The following is a 16,273-nucleotide window of genomic DNA, read 5'->3' on the forward strand; positions in this document are numbered from 1 at the left end:
GTTGAGAGTGGGGTAAAAATAAGATAAAAATTTACATTTTAAATCAATTTTTACATGAAAAACAGGCGATTTTCCCTGTTTTTTATTGCAAATACCAAAGGTAGGTACGCCCCAGCAACACAAACTCATTTTGTGTAAATGACAAAAATTTGTTAAAATAAATCCCCATTACAAAACAATCACAAAGACCATCACATGACCACACCCACCACTTACCCCTGCCCCCAATGTCAAAAACCGACCATTTGGTCTGATAACCCCAACCGCCCCTTTTGCAGTGAACGCTGTAAGCTCATTGATTTAGGGGCGTGGGCAGATGAGTCGTATCGTGTGGCAACCGATGATACGCCATTTAGTGATGAATTACCCAAAGCGTGATTTACCTAAATTTTGAGAGTTTTATCAAATTTTACACCCTATGAATTTGACAATTTTTGATTTTATTACTTAGAAAAATTTAAGGATTTGTTATGTCATATCTTATACCAACCTACGCCCGCCAGCCCATCTCTTTTGTGCGTGGACAAGGCTCATATCTGTATACCGCAGACGGCACGGCGTATCTGGACGCTCTGACAGGCATTGCCGTGTGTGGGCTTGGGCATTGCCACCCTGCTGTCAGCCACGCCATGAAAGAGCAAGCCGACACACTCATTCACACCAGTAATCTGTATGGCATTGACTGGCAAGAAAAAGCAGGCGAAATGCTGTGCCAAAAGGCAGGCATGGATAAGGTGTTTTTTGCCAACTCAGGAGCCGAAGCCAACGAATGTGCGTTAAAACTGGCTCGCCTATACGCCCACAATCAAGGCAAATCTCGCCCCAAAGTCATCGTCATGGAGCACGCCTTTCACGGTCGCACCCTACTTACCGTAACCGCCACCGCCAACCCTAAGGCTCGCTCAGGCTTTTTTACCCTAGATGATGACTTTATCCGTGTGCCGTTTAATGACATCTCTGCCGTGGAAAAGCTGACCGACGACAAGGACATTTGTGCGGTATTTGTAGAACCGATTCAAGGCGAAGGCGGTCTGCATACCCCAAGCGATGATTATTTAGAAAAACTACAAAATATTTGCCATGCTAACGACTGGCTATTTATGCTTGATGAAGTGCAAACAGGCAACGGTCGCACGGGCAAATATTTTGCTTATCAGTATAGTAATGTCAAACCCGATGTGCTAACCACCGCCAAAGGACTGGGCAACGGCTTTCCTGTGGGGGCGTGTATGGTGTCAGGCAAAGCCAAAGATTTGTTTGGGGCAGGTTCGCACGGCTCTACCTTTGGCGGTACGCCCTTTGGCTGTCGGGTGGTCTGTGCTGTCTATGATGAACTGACCGATGAAGTCATGACAAATGCGGTGCGTGAGAGTGATTTTATCCGCCAAAGCGTGCGTGAGCATTTCCCACAAATAGACGTGCGTGGGCGTGGCATGATAATAGGTTTTGGCTTGCCTGATGACGTGGATTGTACGCACATTGTGGATATGGCTCGTGATGAGTTTCATCTGATTTTAAATATAACAGGCGGTAATGTCATTCGTCTGCTCCCTGCCTTAAATATCAGTCATGATGATACGGTGATTTTGACCGATAGGCTGATTGGTTTGTTAAAAAAACCTTGGGATAAACTTGGTGTAAGATTTGCCATATTCTAGCAACCATTGTTAAAAAAATGCCTAAAATTCATCCGATTTTGTAAAACTTGTTGAAGTTTATTTTGGTAAAATTATCATACTTTACTTCATTCTCCACTTTTTATAAGTGATTGATTTATCAAGGGCGAATTGCAACTCGCCCTATAACCCAAAAAATATCTATGGGTAATCAACGGGTTGCTATTTTAAGTTGGGAATGAGGCATACTTTATTTTATCAAAACAATTTTAGGAAAAATCATGAACAACACTCACCGTCAAACAGGAGTAAGCATTTGGGTCATCCTGCCGTGGCTCATTGCCCTAGCCTTAGCCACGGCTTTGGTGCTATTGGTCGCCAAACACAACGCCACGCCCATAACCGCCCAAAGCACCCCCCAAGCCGAGCAGATTGCCCCAAATACGCAGTCAAGCGAACAGGCATGGCAACCCACCCTTGCAACGCCCAAAGCCCACAACAACCCTGACACCGCCCCCACAGTAGACTCTTATCACGACGCAGTCACCCAAGCCAGTCAGTCTGTGGTTAATATCTACACCACCCAAAAGGTGCAAAACCCTTATATGGGCGACCCTGTGTTGGAGCAGTTTTTTGAATACTATGGGCAAGGGCAAGAGATTGACAGGGGAGCGAGCAGTCTAGGTTCAGGCGTGATTGTCTCCAAAGACGGCTATATCGTCACCAACGCCCATGTCATCGAAAAAGCCGATGAGATTACCGTCGCCTTAAATAACGGGCGTAAGGCACGGGCGACCATCGTCGGGGCGGACGTGGAGAGTGATTTGGCGGTAATTAAGGTTGAGATGGATAACCTTGTTCCACTCGCGTTTCGCCGTGAACCCATTCGTGTGGGTGATGTCGCTCTTGCCATTGGCAATCCCTTTGGCGTGGGTCAGACCGTCACCCAAGGTATCATCTCTGCCACAGGTCGTTCTGGACTGGGTCTGACCACCTTTGAAGACTTCATTCAGACTGACGCCGCCATCAACCCTGGTAACTCAGGCGGTGCTTTGGTGGACGCCAATGGGGCATTGGTCGGTATTAACACCGTCATCTACTCTCGCTCTGGCGGTTCGATGGGGATTGGCTTTGCCATTCCTACTACCATTGTTGAGCAGGTCATGAATGGACTGATTAGCACTGGCAGGGTCAGTCGTGGCTGGCTTGGCGTGGAGATTGCCCCTGTTCGGGAAAACCCCACCAATCTCACCACTCACGAAGGCGTGGTCATCGCCAATGTCACGGCGGATAGCCCAGCAGGCAAGGCAGGTCTACGGGCAGGCGATGTGGTGCTGTCACTAGACGGCAAAACCATTGACAACGCCAACACACTTATCGGTATCGTTTCTGCCAAAGCCCCCGACAGCACACTTGATGCCGTGGTCAAACGTGGCGACGATGAGCATGAACTTACCATTACCGTCGGCGAACGCCCCAGTCGTGGCAACAACCGCCAAAACAGCGAAGATAGTCGCTCTCTAAGCCCCGAAGAGCGTGCCTATCTTAATGAGCTGTTTAATCAGTTGAACCGCATGCACGGACGCTAATGGCAAAATAATAAAATAAACCCAATCTTGGTATTGGGGCGTGCCTACCTTTGGTATTTGCAATGAAAAATAGGAGGAAATCGCCCGTTTTTCAAGGAAAAAGTGAAGTTTGATAGTCGTTCTATCAAACGAGCTTTTGACTTCGAGCCACAAGATTTAGCCATTTTTCATGCAAAAATAAATTAAAGTGTTAAATTTCATCTTATTTTATAAAAATGTTATCTATGGTAGGCACGCCCTAGTTTTTTGTTGAATTTTTAAAATAAAGCCTTACTATTTATCAATCATTTATAAACCAAGAGAACATCATGAGTGAACACATTGATGACGACAAAATCCTAGCCGTCCGCCGATTTTTATTAGCCTTACAAGACAACATCTGCCAAGCCCTAGAAGCCCAAGAACATGCAGGCGGTGTTGATGGGGCAAGCCCTGCCAGATTCATCAGCGACGTCTGGGAACATCCCGGTGGCGGTGGCGGTCGCTCGAACGTACTCTCTGATGGCGTAGTCATCGAAAAAGCGGGCGTGATGTTTAGCCACATTCACATCCACAACCTACCCCCATCTGCCAGTGAACGCCATCCCCAACTGGCAGGGGCAACCGCACAAGCGATGGGCGTGTCTTTGGTCGTCCATCCCAAAAACCCCCACGTCCCGACCAGTCATGCCAACGTTCGCCTGTTTGTCGCCACGCCTGCTGATGGTGGTGAGCCGATTTGGTGGTTTGGGGGCGGATTTGATTTAACTCCCTTTTATCCCATGATGAATGATGTCGTGCATTGGCACACCATCGCTCACAAGCTGTGCCAGCCTTTTGGCGATGATGTTTATCCAACCTTTAAGGCGTGGTGCGATGACTATTTTTACCTAAAACATCGTGGCGAATGCCGTGGCGTGGGCGGACTGTTTTATGACGACCTAAATACTGCCACGCAGGGTTGGGATTTTGAAAAATGCTTTGCCTTTATGCAGGCGGTAGGGCAAGGCTACATTGATGGCATCATTCCCATTTTTGAAAACAACAAACACAGACCCTATACCGCCGATGAACGTGCCTTTCAGCTGTATCGCCGTGGGCGGTATGTTGAGTACAACCTTGTCTATGACCGTGGCACGCTGTTTGGCTTGCAGTCCAATGGTCGCACCGAGTCCATTTTGGTGTCCATGCCCCCTTTGGCAAGCTGGGCATATCGTTACGAACCTGCGGCAGGCACGCCAGAGTTTGAACTGACCGACTTTTATTTAAAGCCCAGAGATTGGCTCGGTTTGATGGACAAATCATAAACGCCCGCTTTGTTATCAAATGTAACTTTGTGTGCTTTTATGCAATGGCGTTTGAAATCATCAAAGGCTTGTGATATATTTGGGTCAAGTTTATATAAAAAGTTTGTATAAACTCATGAATAATAAAAAAGAATTGGTTTTTGCCAATTCTTTTTTGTCAAATACCCAAGCCACCTTGATAGGAAGCCCCATGAAATTTGTAAAAATGCAATCGATAAAATCTTTCACTCTCATCACCCTAACCGCCCTTGCCCTGACTGCTTGTGGCGACAAAGCCCCTGCTGGTGCCGGCTCAGCCACATCAACCGATGTCAAAGCTCGCCAAGACCTAATGCAAGATTGGCGTGGTGCCAATGATATCTTAAAAGGCATGATGGAAAATCCTGCCAATTTTGATGCCGCCGCCTTTAAAGAGCAAGCTGAGTTCATCAGTGGTAGTGCCGCCCAAATGTGGACGCACTTTAATGATGCCAATGCCAAAGGCAACTCTCAGGACGCTGTATGGTCAGATGCGACAGGTTTTCAAGCCAAAAAAGACGAGTTTGATGCCGCCGCCCAAAACCTTGTGGCAGTCGCCGCCACCGCCCAAAGTGCCGATGATGTCAATGCTGCTTTTGGAGCCATGGCAGAAGGCTGTGGCAGTTGCCATAAAGTTTATAAAAAGTGATTGTTGATTGCTGAACATTTGCATGATTTTAAGGGTAAACTATGTTTTGCCCTTATTTATCTTTATCATTGTTCAATTAAGATAATTTTGGTAATATTGACATATAAAAAAGAGAGGCGAGATTCACCCAAGTGTTTATTTTGCCACGGGACTTGTAGGGGCGTGTTGCACACGCCCTTGATGATACGTTGATATTTAGGGCATGCACAGCACACCCCCACAACTTCACTCAAAGACATTATTAATCAATAATATTAATACCCATATTTTATACAAACAAAAACAAGCCCAGTTTGAGCTTGTTTTTGTTTTAAAGCAACAATTATTTTAAACAATCGTTTTGTAAATTATGCTTTATCAAAGTTTTCTTGGGCTTTGTCCCAGTTTACCACATTCCAAAATGCCTTGATGTAGTCTGGGCGTTTGTTTTGGTATTTTAGGTAATAGGCATGCTCCCACACGTCAAGACCGATGATTGGCGTACCTTCACAGCCTGCCACGTCTTTACCCATCAGTGGGCTGTCTTGGTTGGCGGTTGAAACAACGGCAAGTTTGTCGCCTTGCTTAACCAGCCATGCCCAGCCCGAACCAAAGCGAGTGGCGGCGGCTTTTTCAAATTGCTCTTGGAACGCCTCTACCGAACCAAAATCACGCACGATGGCATCTTTTAGCGAGCCTTGAAGCGTGGTGCCAGTTTTTAGGATTGTCCAAAATAGACTGTGGTTGGCGTGCCCGCCTGCGTTGTTGCGGACGGCGGTTTGTTTGTCGGCAGGGATTTTGTCAAGATTGGCAATCACTTCCTCGGCAGATTTGTCCGCCCATTCAGTGCCTTCTAGGGCAGCGTTGGCGTTATTGACATACGCTTGATGATGGCGAGAATGGTGGATTTCCATGGTTTCTTTGTCAAAATGTGGCTCTAATGCGTCATAGCTGTAACCTAGCTCAGGCAGGGTAAAAGACATGATAATTCCTTAATAAAATTAGGGTTAAAGTGGATATACAAATCATCGATTTGTCCTGCTACTATAAAGCCACAAACCATAAATTTCAAGGATATTAACTTATTTTATACAAAAGTTGTTATTCATCAAAATCCCTGTTCTAACCAAGGATTTTATTAGATTTTGACATGGGTTGTCATATTATTGTCATTATCATTTGCTATGCTAACATTTTTTACACTATCACGGTTTATCAGATGAATGACGGCTTTAACACAATCATTATTGTCAAATCACCAGGTCTATGTTAGCATTTTAATAAAGTCTGCTAAACCTTGATTTATCAACTTACTAAGTTTGATAAAATCTCAATTTTGCATACCTCATTAAATTATTCACAGCGAGTAATTTGATTTCTCAATCCATCACCCCATCATTAGGACATTTATGAAATTTTTAACCTTACCAACCGCTTTACTAACCAGCATACTTTTGGTAGCATGCAACCAAAACCAAGCACCAAGCAATGCGGGCAACGCCAATACAGCAACCACTCAAACTACCGAGACCCAGCCTGCTGAGACCAACACACAGGTCGCACCCGACCCGTCACTGCCCACTTATACAGCACTCACTGACGTGCCTTACCCACCCTTTGAATTCAAGGCAGAAGATGGTACGGTGACAGGCATGGAGATTGAGATTTTTAATGCCATCGCCAAAGACCAAGGGTTTAATGTGCAATACGCCCCACACGCTTGGGAAGGTATTTTTAAAAGTCTCAATGACAACGAACCCCAGTTTGTAATCAGTACTGTTACCATGACGGATGAAGCCAAAGAAAATGCTCTACTAAGTGAGCCTTACTACTTCTCACCATATCGTGTCGTCGCCCTAGACCAGACCAAACTTGACACATGGAACACTTTAAAGGTGGGCATATCAGCAAGTGAAGACTCGGCTGATGATTTGCCCGACCGCTTTAATGTCAGTACTGGCAACATAAAAAGCTATCCCACCGTCTTTTTCGCCCTATCAGGCATGATTCGCGGCGAAGTGGACGTGGTCGTGGCAGACTCTACCGTACTACTCTACACCATGAATGGCGACGCCGCCAAAGACTTTAAAGACAAATTTGTCTCAAAAACCCTAGATGCGACCGATAGTTCTAAGCTGGTATTTGCCATTGATAAAGGTCATCCTGAACTTCTAGAAAAAGTTAATGCCGGTCTTAAAAAACTCAAAGAATCAGGCGAACTTGATGCTATTTTGGCAAAATATGGTCAAACCGACGCCAGCACGCACATTGCCCAATAATCTTTTTAGCGATACCAACACCAAATAAAACCACGGCATGAAGTGGTTTTATTTTTGGGTGTTTTATGTTAAATTAAGACTTTTATCACACATCTGACATGAATCTACCTAACGAACTACTGACCCTTGGCACAAGTTTTTTGCAAAAAGCCAATCAATTTTTAAGCGAACGCACCACCCAATCCATCCATCTAGACCTTGATGTTCTCGCCTATCGCTGGGTTGGCGGTCAGCGTGGCACACTCGCTCCTATTGATGTCCACCTTGGCATCACTTTGGATGATTTGCACGGCATTGACACCCAAAAAGACAAAATCATTCAAAATACCCGCCAATTTTTGGCAAACTTGCCTGCCAACCACGTTCTCATGACTGGTACTCGTGGGGCAGGCAAATCAAGCCTTGTACGTGCCTTACTTCACGCCCATCATCAAGACGGTCTGCGAGTGATAGAAGTCGCCCGAGATGATTTGCAAATGCTTGATAAAATCCGCCACGCCATCAAGGCAAGCGACAGCTACTGCCGTTATATCATCTACTGTGATGATTTGGCATTTAATGGGCATGATGAAAATTACCGCACCCTAAAAAGCGTGCTGGATGGGGCGTTAGACAGCGAACAAGACCGTCTGCTCATCTATGCCACCAGTAACCGCCGTCATCTACTGCCACAGCTCATGAAGGATAACGTCAGCATTTATAACGGTCAAACCGATGAAGTCAATCCCTATGAGACCATCGATGAGACCATCGATGAGACCGTCTCGCTCTCAGACCGCTTTGGGCTGTGGATATCGTTCTCACCCATGAATCAAGAGACGTATTTGGACATTGTGGCGTATTATTTGGCACGGGCGGACATGGCATTTGATGAGATGGTGCGCAGCGAAGCCCTAAAATGGGCAAGCACTCGAGGCGGTCGCTCGGGACGGGTGGCATATCAGTTTAGTCGGCACTGGATAGGGTCAAGGCTGTTAGAGCGTGGCTCTGTGGATGGTGTTAGCCATAAATAATATCTTGGGTGGATTTTAAAAATAGGGTAGATTATAATGCCTGCCAAAAAACCAAAATAAAAAGGCGTATCATCACACCTTTTTATTTTACAAGTCCTTATATTCTTGCCAACGCCATTAACTCATTGATGTCATACACTCTACAAAATGAAAAAGTACCACGGTTTCCGTTCGTGGTGAGCCTGTCGAACTATGACGGAAACCGACCCTTCGACAAGCTCAGGGCGAACGGTTTCCGTAGTAAAATTCAATTTTGTTGGCTGTAAGTACTCTCATCCATCCAATCAATACCACAAGATAACCCACCAATCCAATCTAAAAACTCATCAAAGATGGCACGCCCTTCTAGTCGTTTTCCATGCTGTGGCACCATCATGTCCACGGGTAGCTGACGCACGTTGTCCGCCCACAGACGGCAGGCTTTGTTGCTTGTCATGTAGCGTTTGTGAAAGCCTGACATGCCGTTGATGTGAGCTTGAAAACTCTCCACCTTGATTCCAGAATGCCCCACCAATGACGCCCCCATATCACCTGAGAACAGAATCTGACTGACAGGGTCATAAAACTGAATGTTACCCACCGAATGCAAAAAGTGAGCAGGGATTGCCATGATTTTAGTATTGCCCAGTGCATACACGCCACCCACATCAGGAATGCCTTCAAGTCGCTCCGACAAACCGTGGTGCAATCGCCCTTTGGTAAAAGCAGAATTATAATGGGGCAAAAACCGCTCCCACAACGTTGGGATAAGCAGTTTGGTATTTTGTAAATGGATGAGCCAACGGGGCATGGACGCCAAAATGTCAGGGTCTTGGTGCGAACCAATGACGTACTTAATACTCTCCATGCTGGTGTGTTTGGTGATTTGCAAAGTCAGTGGCGTAAAGGTCAAATCCCCGCCTGGGTCAATGATTGCCGCTTCTTCGCCATCAATGATTAAAAACTGGTTGGATGGCACGCTTTCATCTTCTTCGGGCATACTAAACGCAATACATTTGTGATGACCGTCATCATACAGAACATAAGATTCCATAATAATTTCCTAAATATTAGGGCGTGCCTACCATTGATAACATTTTTATAAAATTAAAGTAAAAATTTAACATTTTAAATCAATTTTTGCATGAAAAATGGCTAAATCTTGTTTTTCATTGCAAATACCAACGGCAGGCACGCCCTACACAAGTCAAAATGAACACCATAGAATTTTTATGGGTTTTGAGCACTATACGCTGATTTGATTAAAATTACCAAAAGTTTTTATTAAATTTATTTGTCATAAAACCACCCCGTCCAACAAAAATAAATTTTCTTAATTATTACTCCATTGTAAATAATGTTATCAATAACCCCAACCGCTTTTAAAACCCTAAAATTTACAAGTATTTTGTGGTATGATAGACGTCTTTTATTTTGCCTGCACACATTCTATGACCGCCTTATCGCCCAGCCCATCTGACATTCTCATCGCCTTTGACACCATTTTTGAGCAATGCTCTATCGCCATTTTGCAAAATGACACCATTATCTACACCGAGACCGTGGCGGGCGGGCGTGGGCAAACGGAGATTATTTTGCCCATGCTTGACAAGGCATTACATACGGCAGGCGTGGATATAAAAGACGTCAAGGCATGGGCGTTTAACCGTGGGCCGGGGGCGTTTAGTGGCATTCGTATTAACACCGCCCTAGTCCAAGCCCTATCTGTCGCCAATGACGCACCATGTATCGGCATATCTAGCCTGCACGCCTTGGCGTTTATGGCGTGTGAACAAGAGAATATGGCGGACGGCACAACGATAACCGCCGTGATAGACGCTCGCCAAAACCAAGTCTATGCAGGGGATTTTGTGGTACAAAATGCCTTGCCCATTGCCCAAAGCGAATGTCTATTAGATTATGACAAGCGTGTAGAGACCGACATTATCGTGGGGGACGGGGTGGATTTGGTGGTGACAGATGCCAAAAAATTACGCCTAAATCCAACCGCCTGCCATATCGCACACCTTGCCTATCCGCTATTTTTAAAGGGCGAGACGGTAACGGCAGAGAATGCCTTGCCCGTTTATCTTAGAAATAACGCTTGGAAAACATTGGCAGAGCAAGGCAAGAAATAATTAACCAATTTTAAAATGAAATATGGGGCAGTTTATTCACCCAATCATTTATATGCCAATAATTTTATATTTTTAAAATGACATTGTTCAATAAAGATATATTTTAAAATTTGGATGTGCAAGGGCAAATTACATTCACCCAATCATTTAATACCAAAAAATTATTTAACCCCCAACCCATACCTAAACATTGGTAAATTTAAGTAAAAGAGTAATATTTTGGACATTTTATTATTTATCAAAGCCTTTATCATGGGCATTGTCGAAGGCATTACCGAGTTTTTGCCGATTTCTAGCACAGGCTATATGATTTTGTCGGCAGACATCATGAATTTTTGGGACAAAGACAAGCGAGATTTGTTCATTGTCTTTGTTCAACTTGGGGCGATTTTGGCGGTCATTTATGACTATTGGGGCAGGTTGTGGACGGCATTTATGGGGCTACTGACAGGCAAGGCAGACGGCATGACCAACCCCCGCGGGCTGGGTATCTCGCTCATCATTGCCACCATTCCTGTCATGGTTGTCGGTTTTACCCTAAAAGACTTCATCACAGGCACGCTCTTTCATCCGCTTGTCGTGGCGACCATGCTTATCATTGGGGCACTCCTCATCATCTATGTAGAAAAACACCCACGCCCCATTAAGGCACAAGAAGCCGAGCATATTGACATCAAGACCGCCCTTAAAATCGGACTTTGCCAATGCCTTGCCCTCATCCCTGGTACCAGTCGCTCTGGGGCGACCATCATCGGAGCGTTGTGGTTTGGGGCGTCTCGTAAATCCGCCACCGAATTTTCGTTCTTTTTGGGCATTCCTGTCATTGTTGGAGCAGGACTTTTGGAGCTGATTGAGAAAAAAGACGTGCTACAAACAGGACAAGATTGGGCGATTTTGGGCGTGGGAACATTTGTATCTTTTGTTGTTGCCCTGCTATGTATTCGCTTACTTGTGGCGTGGGTGTCAAAGCGGGATTTTATGATTTTTGCCTATTTGCGGATTATCACAGGCGTGATTGTGTTATTGGCGTATTTTGTGTTTGGTTATCAAATTCAAGGGTAAATTTTTATTAAATTTAATGTATATAAATAATATTTACTTTTAATAAAAACCAATCTAGGGAGAATCACAATTCGCCCCTACAATCCTAAAAAACATTTTTTATTTATAAAATACCCATTTAAAAGGCAACATTTTGAATATTAACATCATCGGCACCGAACAAGACAAAGATTTATTTGATACATTAGACACTATCAATAAAACTCACAATTTGTCTTTAAAGTTATCTTTTTATGCCTTATCAAAATTAAGTGATAAATTCATCTCATCGTTTGCCAATGATAATGTCAATACCCCTTTAATTGCTCTTATCAAAAATACCCCAACCTTAATTAAAATTGACAACAATGCTATTATAAAATCATCATTAAATTGGCAAGCCCTAACCAAACGTATCGTAACCGCAGGGCGAAAGTCCGAACTGATATTACAAGCAAGTAAATTAACGTCCGACATGAGCGTGATAGACGGTACGGCAGGCTTTGGGCAGGACGGATTGATATTGGCAAGCACAGGGGCAAATGTAATCATGATAGAACAACATCCTATCGTGGCAATGCTACTATTATTTGAACATCAAATGATGAATGCCAATCCAAATTGGCAAAAATTATTAAGCCGAATTACGATTTATCATGGTAATTTTTTGAATACTGATTTTATGGCGACCTTACCAAAGGCGGATATGATTTATCTTGACCCCATGTTTCCGTCTGACAGTTATTCTGCCAAAGTGGGCAAAACCATGCAAGTATTACATGATTTGGCAAATCCGCCAAGCGATGATGATGAAAAACGATTTTTGGATAGTGCCCATGCTCAATTAAAAGACAATGGCAAAATCATCATCAAACGCCCCTTATCCGCCCCCCATTTGGCAAATAAAACGCCATTGCAAAGCGTGGCAAATGATGCAATACGGTTTGATAGATATTAGGTGATTTATGAAAATAGAATATATTCTACTTGGGTTATTATTACTTAGCTTTGTGAATGATATTTTGCAAAAACGCAAATATCAAAAACTTTGGCAAGCGGTAGATAAAACCAAATACGTCAATCGCTATCGTGAAATCATTGCCCAAACCAAAGACCAAACCCAAGCGATAAAACAATTACGCCAAGAATTTGATGAGTTGGGGTTATTGCAAGCGGTGGAGATTAGTCAACTTGCCCATCAAGATAAGTCTTAGGCTTAAATTTAAAAACCCCTGCAATAGCAAGGGCTTAATTTGGCAAATAACTGATTTAGGCGTCATAACCCTCGGTCGGTGTTAGATTAATCCCTGCCTGTGCCGCCAGTCCATCAGGGCTAAACACCCCTTCATAGACAAAGGATGTCGGGCCTGTCATCATCACCGAGTAGCCCTCTTGATAACGCACGGCAAGGCTGCCACCATAGAGCTGAACTCGCACATCAACGCCTTCATCAATCCAACCTTCACGCACGCCCACAGCGACCGCCGCACACGCACCTGTACCACACGCCTGCGTCTCGCCCACACCACGTTCATAGACACGCAAGCGGACATGGCGTTGATTGACGATTTGGACGAAGCCGACATTGACCCGCTCAGGGAATGCGTCATGACTCTCAATGAGCTTGCCCAGACGTGCCACATCAGCAGTCAGCACATCATCCACCAAGATGACCGCATGGGGATTGCCCATGTTGGCAAGGTAGAGCTGAACAGGCTCGCCATCGACATTTAGGCGATAGGAATTACCCACTTTGGTGATGGCTTGGGGAGCAAAAGGAATCTCGGCAGGCTCAAATTTGGGCTTACCCATGTCCACCTGAACCCAACCATAACGGTCGGTGGTCAGCGTGATGACTCCGCTTGCCGTCTCCACACGCAAACGCTGTTTAAAGGAGAGTTTACGAGCCTGCACAAAGGACGCAAAACATCTTGCCCCATTGCCACACTGTGCCACTTCCTGTCCATCGGCATTAAAAATACGATATTTAAAATCCACATCAGGGCAAGAAGGTGGCTCAACGATAAGCAGTTGGTCAAAGCCCACGCCTAGATGGCGGTCGGCAAGCAGTCGCACCAGCTCGCTTGTCAGATTCATCCGCTGTGTCACTAGGTCAATCACCATAAAGTCATTGCCCAAACCATGCATTTTGGTAAATTCGATTAACATTGTCGTTTTCCTTTTGTTTTGGCTAAGTTATGAAAGTCACACCGTCTATCTTAACATGATACGCCCAAATTGTTAATATTAAAACCAAAAAATAAACGCCATAAAATCAGCCAACCCAACAAACCACCCATCAAATTACACACATTTCTCTGATTTTGGTGTAAAATTAGGGGAATTTTTGACACACAGACCTACAATGACTGATTTAAAAAACCCTGCCAATTTTAGCTTTCCCCATGCTCATCTTAGCGATGACGACCAACATGCCCTACTTGATTTGCCGACCCAATGGGTGCGGACCGATGATGAGTTGTATGAACTCATTGATGAGATAGATAGCGTGGATGTGGTCGCCTTGGATACTGAATTTATCAAGCGTGATACTTATTATCCGATATTGGCATTGGTGCAGGTCAATACCGGCAAAGGGATATACCTTGTGGACGCCCCACGGCTTGATTTGACCGAGTTTTGGCAAGCTCTGTGCGAAGTGCCGAGCATGGTATGGTATGCGTGCGGAGAAGATTTGGGGATATTTTATTTGCTTGCCAATAATCCGCCCTTAACCAATGTCTTTGATGCACAAATTGGCGTGGCGTACCTGACTGGCAAATTGCAAGTGGGTTATAGCCAAGCGGTCAGTGAGATTCTGGGCGTGGCACTAGATAAAGGCGAGAGTCAGTCCAACTGGCTTGCCAGACCGCTCACGCCCGAGCAAGAACTGTACGCGGTCAATGACGTGCGTTATCTGCTCGCCCTACATCAGGCGGTTGTGCAGGCACTTAGTGATAAGCAGGTGTTAGACTATGTCAATGAAGACAGCACGCTCTACGCCAAAGAGCTGTACGACACTCAGCACCTAAGCGATGATAAGCTCTATCTTGACCATGTCGCCCCGACCTATACCAGACAGCAACTGGCAGTACTGCGGGGCTTGACCATGTGGCGAGAGTCACTGGCTCGGGCGGTGAACGAGCCACGCAGTTTTATCATTGGCAAACAGCCGCTACGTGAGATTATTGAGATCCTGCCGACCAACATGAAAGATTTGGCACACACCACCCTAAACCGCTCCGCCCTACGCCGTTATGGTGCTGAGATAATCCGTGTCATCAAAGAAGCCAAAGCCCTGCCCCAAGCGGACATGCCTGTCAAAATCCCCGTTTATACCAGCAAAGCCAAGCCTTTTCGCCATGCCCTAGACGAAGCCACCGACGCCCAAGCTCGCCTGCTAAACATTCCTAACAATCTATTGCTAAAAGGGCGTTGGATTAATGAGCTTATGTATCACGTCTATCAAGGTCTACCCATCGATGACACGCACGCCCTATCAGGGGGCTTGCAAGGCTATCGGCAGGCGTGGGTTGTTGGCACGGTACTGCCCCTACTTTATGAGCATGAACAGTCCATTCGTGACGGGTTTGATTGTGGTGCTAAGATGTAGTGTGGTTAAGGGGGTAAAATGCAAACGGCAAAATTACAACCGCTTTTGCACCGCTTCAGCTTGTGTGAGTGTCATGTCCACCACCGTCATAAACTCAGGCAGATTCATGCCACGACTGGTCATGCTAACATAACGGTCGCCCGCCACGAACTCGCCATGATAATAGACATCACCCTTTTTATCGATAAGTTGCTCAAACCTTAGGGGCGTGCCGTTCATGTCTTCACGGTACAGCTCTTTGATGAGTGTTAAGGGCTTGTCGGGATGAATGTGGGTTTCGGTGATTTCAAGGCGTGCTTTGGTGCTAGGGTGTTCAAATAGGCGGTACACCCCATCAAAACCCGTCTCGCCAAGCACCCCTTCATACGCTCGCCCTGTCAGCACAAAGCCTAACAGCAAAGCATCTTTGATTTTTACCATTTCAAAGGCAAGGGGCTGTTTTCGCCCAAAGCGATAAGACATTTTGGCATGCGTGGCGGATTTGAACTCATGGGTCAATACACCGCCCGATGTACTGCCTGTGTGTTCTAAGTTCTTGATTTGGCGTGCGATGTCTTGTTTTTGGGCGACATCAAGCGTGGCATCAGCCAAGGCGACATAACTCACCGCTTGCGTTGTCTCTGTATGAGTTTGGCTGTCAGAGCTGTCCACACTTGCCGTGGCAGGGGTGATAACCATGCTTGCCACGTCTGCTGACGATTCGGTATTAACGGAGTCTTTGGCGGACTTTTGGTTTCGAGATAGATTGCCCGACAGACTGCCCGATAAAACAATACCGCCCACCGTCAGACTAAGAGCAATGGCACCGATGAGCAGAGTTTTTTTATTGATAGGAAAACGGGTTAGGGTCATAGGGCGTTTTGAACCTTTATAACACAATTTACATTTTAGGGTGTTTATAGAAAGAAAATAATGTTTTTGCATGAAAAAAGGCTATCCGACCACTTAACTGTGTAGATTTTAAGATTTTTACTTAATTTTTTAGAATTAAGTGGTCGGATTGTTTTTCTGCGTCAAAAATTTGCCTGATAGAAAACTCACAGCCTTTGTTTTTTTCCTTGAAAAACGGGCGA

Annotated in this window: 16 protein-coding genes; 12 read left to right on the forward strand and 4 right to left on the reverse strand. The window is 45.2% G+C overall.

Going from position 1 to position 16,273, the window contains the following annotated elements:
- Positions 1-195 precede the first annotated feature (195 nt).
- The 5 genes from B5J93_RS05720 to B5J93_RS05740 all read left to right on the forward strand — a co-directional run bounded on the left by B5J93_RS05720 (position 196) and on the right by B5J93_RS05740 (position 5,158).
- A complete protein-coding gene (locus B5J93_RS05720; protein ID WP_079325396.1) occupies positions 196-378 on the forward strand; it encodes a DNA gyrase inhibitor YacG in 183 nt (60 codons plus the stop codon).
- Positions 379-470: 92 nt separating this feature from the next.
- Complete coding sequence (locus B5J93_RS05725) at positions 471-1,658, forward strand: aspartate aminotransferase family protein (RefSeq protein WP_079325398.1); 1,188 nt, start codon at positions 471-473, stop codon at positions 1,656-1,658.
- Between the two features lie 239 nt (positions 1,659-1,897).
- Positions 1,898-3,205 (forward strand): S1C family serine protease, encoded by a 1,308-nt coding sequence (locus B5J93_RS05730; protein ID WP_079325400.1) that lies wholly within the window; start codon positions 1,898-1,900, stop codon positions 3,203-3,205.
- Positions 3,206-3,513: 308 nt separating this feature from the next.
- Positions 3,514-4,491 carry an oxygen-dependent coproporphyrinogen oxidase gene (gene hemF / locus B5J93_RS05735; RefSeq protein ID WP_079325402.1) on the forward strand — a complete coding sequence of 326 codons (978 nt, stop codon included), beginning with the start codon at positions 3,514-3,516 and terminating at the stop codon, positions 4,489-4,491.
- A 190-nt stretch (positions 4,492-4,681) separates the two neighbouring features.
- On the forward strand, positions 4,682-5,158 hold the full coding sequence (locus B5J93_RS05740) for a c-type cytochrome (protein WP_158080695.1): 477 nt from the start codon (positions 4,682-4,684) through the stop codon (positions 5,156-5,158).
- 347 nt (positions 5,159-5,505) lie between these two features.
- On the opposite strand, the gene sodA is transcribed toward B5J93_RS05740, so the two are convergent.
- The gene (gene sodA / locus B5J93_RS05745) at positions 5,506-6,120 is read right to left on the reverse strand and encodes a superoxide dismutase [Mn] (protein ID WP_079325406.1); all 615 of its coding nucleotides are present in this window, start codon (positions 6,118-6,120) and stop codon (positions 5,506-5,508) included.
- 426 nt (positions 6,121-6,546) lie between these two features.
- Between sodA and B5J93_RS05750 the strand changes: the two genes are divergently transcribed.
- Positions 6,547-7,416, forward strand: coding sequence for a substrate-binding periplasmic protein (locus B5J93_RS05750; RefSeq protein ID WP_079325408.1), 870 nt, complete (start codon positions 6,547-6,549; stop codon positions 7,414-7,416).
- A 98-nt stretch (positions 7,417-7,514) separates the two neighbouring features.
- Positions 7,515-8,429 (forward strand): ATP-binding protein, encoded by a 915-nt coding sequence (locus B5J93_RS05755; protein ID WP_079325410.1) that lies wholly within the window; start codon positions 7,515-7,517, stop codon positions 8,427-8,429.
- A 247-nt stretch (positions 8,430-8,676) separates the two neighbouring features.
- Here the strand turns inward: B5J93_RS05755 and B5J93_RS05760 are convergent, their stop codons facing one another.
- Positions 8,677-9,462, reverse strand: coding sequence for an oxygen-binding di-iron domain-containing protein (locus tag B5J93_RS05760; protein WP_079325412.1), 786 nt, complete (start codon positions 9,460-9,462; stop codon positions 8,677-8,679).
- A 361-nt stretch (positions 9,463-9,823) separates the two neighbouring features.
- On the opposite strand from B5J93_RS05760, the gene tsaB reads away from it, so the two are divergent.
- The 4 genes from tsaB to B5J93_RS05780 all read left to right on the forward strand — a co-directional run bounded on the left by tsaB (position 9,824) and on the right by B5J93_RS05780 (position 12,801).
- Positions 9,824-10,546, forward strand: a complete 723-nt coding sequence (tsaB, locus tag B5J93_RS05765; protein WP_228144877.1) for a tRNA (adenosine(37)-N6)-threonylcarbamoyltransferase complex dimerization subunit type 1 TsaB — start codon at positions 9,824-9,826, stop codon at positions 10,544-10,546.
- Positions 10,547-10,765: 219 nt separating this feature from the next.
- Positions 10,766-11,608: an undecaprenyl-diphosphate phosphatase gene (locus B5J93_RS05770; RefSeq protein WP_079325416.1), complete on the forward strand. Its 843-nt coding sequence runs from the start codon at positions 10,766-10,768 to the stop codon at positions 11,606-11,608.
- A 133-nt stretch (positions 11,609-11,741) separates the two neighbouring features.
- On the forward strand, positions 11,742-12,545 hold the full coding sequence (locus tag B5J93_RS05775) for a class I SAM-dependent methyltransferase (protein WP_158080696.1): 804 nt from the start codon (positions 11,742-11,744) through the stop codon (positions 12,543-12,545).
- Between the two features lie 7 nt (positions 12,546-12,552).
- Positions 12,553-12,801 (forward strand): hypothetical protein, encoded by a 249-nt coding sequence (locus tag B5J93_RS05780; protein ID WP_079325419.1) that lies wholly within the window; start codon positions 12,553-12,555, stop codon positions 12,799-12,801.
- A 55-nt stretch (positions 12,802-12,856) separates the two neighbouring features.
- Here B5J93_RS05780 and dapF read toward each other — a convergent pair whose 3' ends face one another.
- Positions 12,857-13,756, reverse strand: coding sequence for a diaminopimelate epimerase (gene dapF, locus B5J93_RS05785; RefSeq protein ID WP_079325420.1), 900 nt, complete (start codon positions 13,754-13,756; stop codon positions 12,857-12,859).
- 196 nt (positions 13,757-13,952) lie between these two features.
- On the opposite strand from dapF, the gene B5J93_RS05790 reads away from it, so the two are divergent.
- Complete coding sequence (locus B5J93_RS05790) at positions 13,953-15,200, forward strand: ribonuclease D (RefSeq protein ID WP_115236799.1); 1,248 nt, start codon at positions 13,953-13,955, stop codon at positions 15,198-15,200.
- 33 nt (positions 15,201-15,233) lie between these two features.
- On the opposite strand, the gene B5J93_RS05795 is transcribed toward B5J93_RS05790, so the two are convergent.
- On the reverse strand, positions 15,234-16,052 hold the full coding sequence (locus tag B5J93_RS05795) for a hypothetical protein (RefSeq protein ID WP_143823497.1): 819 nt from the start codon (positions 16,050-16,052) through the stop codon (positions 15,234-15,236).
- Positions 16,053-16,273: the final 221 nt, after the last annotated feature.

This window comes from Moraxella equi (genome assembly GCF_002027555.1).
Taxonomy (GTDB): Bacteria; Pseudomonadota; Gammaproteobacteria; order Pseudomonadales; family Moraxellaceae; genus Moraxella; species Moraxella equi.

What these genes read in the sequence shown, in the direction of transcription:
- B5J93_RS05720 (WP_079325396.1), top strand. Translation starts at nt 196, where the DNA reads ATGACCACACCCACCACTTACCCCTGCCCCCAATGTCAAAAACCGACC.
- B5J93_RS05725 (WP_079325398.1), top strand. Translation starts at nt 471, where the DNA reads ATGTCATATCTTATACCAACCTACGCCCGCCAGCCCATCTCTTTTGTG.
- B5J93_RS05730 (WP_079325400.1), top strand. Translation starts at nt 1,898, where the DNA reads ATGAACAACACTCACCGTCAAACAGGAGTAAGCATTTGGGTCATCCTG.
- hemF (WP_079325402.1), top strand. Translation starts at nt 3,514, where the DNA reads ATGAGTGAACACATTGATGACGACAAAATCCTAGCCGTCCGCCGATTT.
- B5J93_RS05740 (WP_158080695.1), top strand. Translation starts at nt 4,682, where the DNA reads ATGAAATTTGTAAAAATGCAATCGATAAAATCTTTCACTCTCATCACC.
- sodA (WP_079325406.1), bottom strand. Translation starts at nt 6,120, where the DNA reads ATGTCTTTTACCCTGCCTGAGCTAGGTTACAGCTATGACGCATTAGAG.
- B5J93_RS05750 (WP_079325408.1), top strand. Translation starts at nt 6,547, where the DNA reads ATGAAATTTTTAACCTTACCAACCGCTTTACTAACCAGCATACTTTTG.
- B5J93_RS05755 (WP_079325410.1), top strand. Translation starts at nt 7,515, where the DNA reads ATGAATCTACCTAACGAACTACTGACCCTTGGCACAAGTTTTTTGCAA.
- B5J93_RS05760 (WP_079325412.1), bottom strand. Translation starts at nt 9,462, where the DNA reads ATGGAATCTTATGTTCTGTATGATGACGGTCATCACAAATGTATTGCG.
- tsaB (WP_228144877.1), top strand. Translation starts at nt 9,824, where the DNA reads ATGATAGACGTCTTTTATTTTGCCTGCACACATTCTATGACCGCCTTA.
- B5J93_RS05780 (WP_079325419.1), top strand. Translation starts at nt 12,553, where the DNA reads ATGAAAATAGAATATATTCTACTTGGGTTATTATTACTTAGCTTTGTG.
- dapF (WP_079325420.1), bottom strand. Translation starts at nt 13,756, where the DNA reads ATGTTAATCGAATTTACCAAAATGCATGGTTTGGGCAATGACTTTATG.
- B5J93_RS05790 (WP_115236799.1), top strand. Translation starts at nt 13,953, where the DNA reads ATGACTGATTTAAAAAACCCTGCCAATTTTAGCTTTCCCCATGCTCAT.
- B5J93_RS05795 (WP_143823497.1), bottom strand. Translation starts at nt 16,052, where the DNA reads ATGACCCTAACCCGTTTTCCTATCAATAAAAAAACTCTGCTCATCGGT.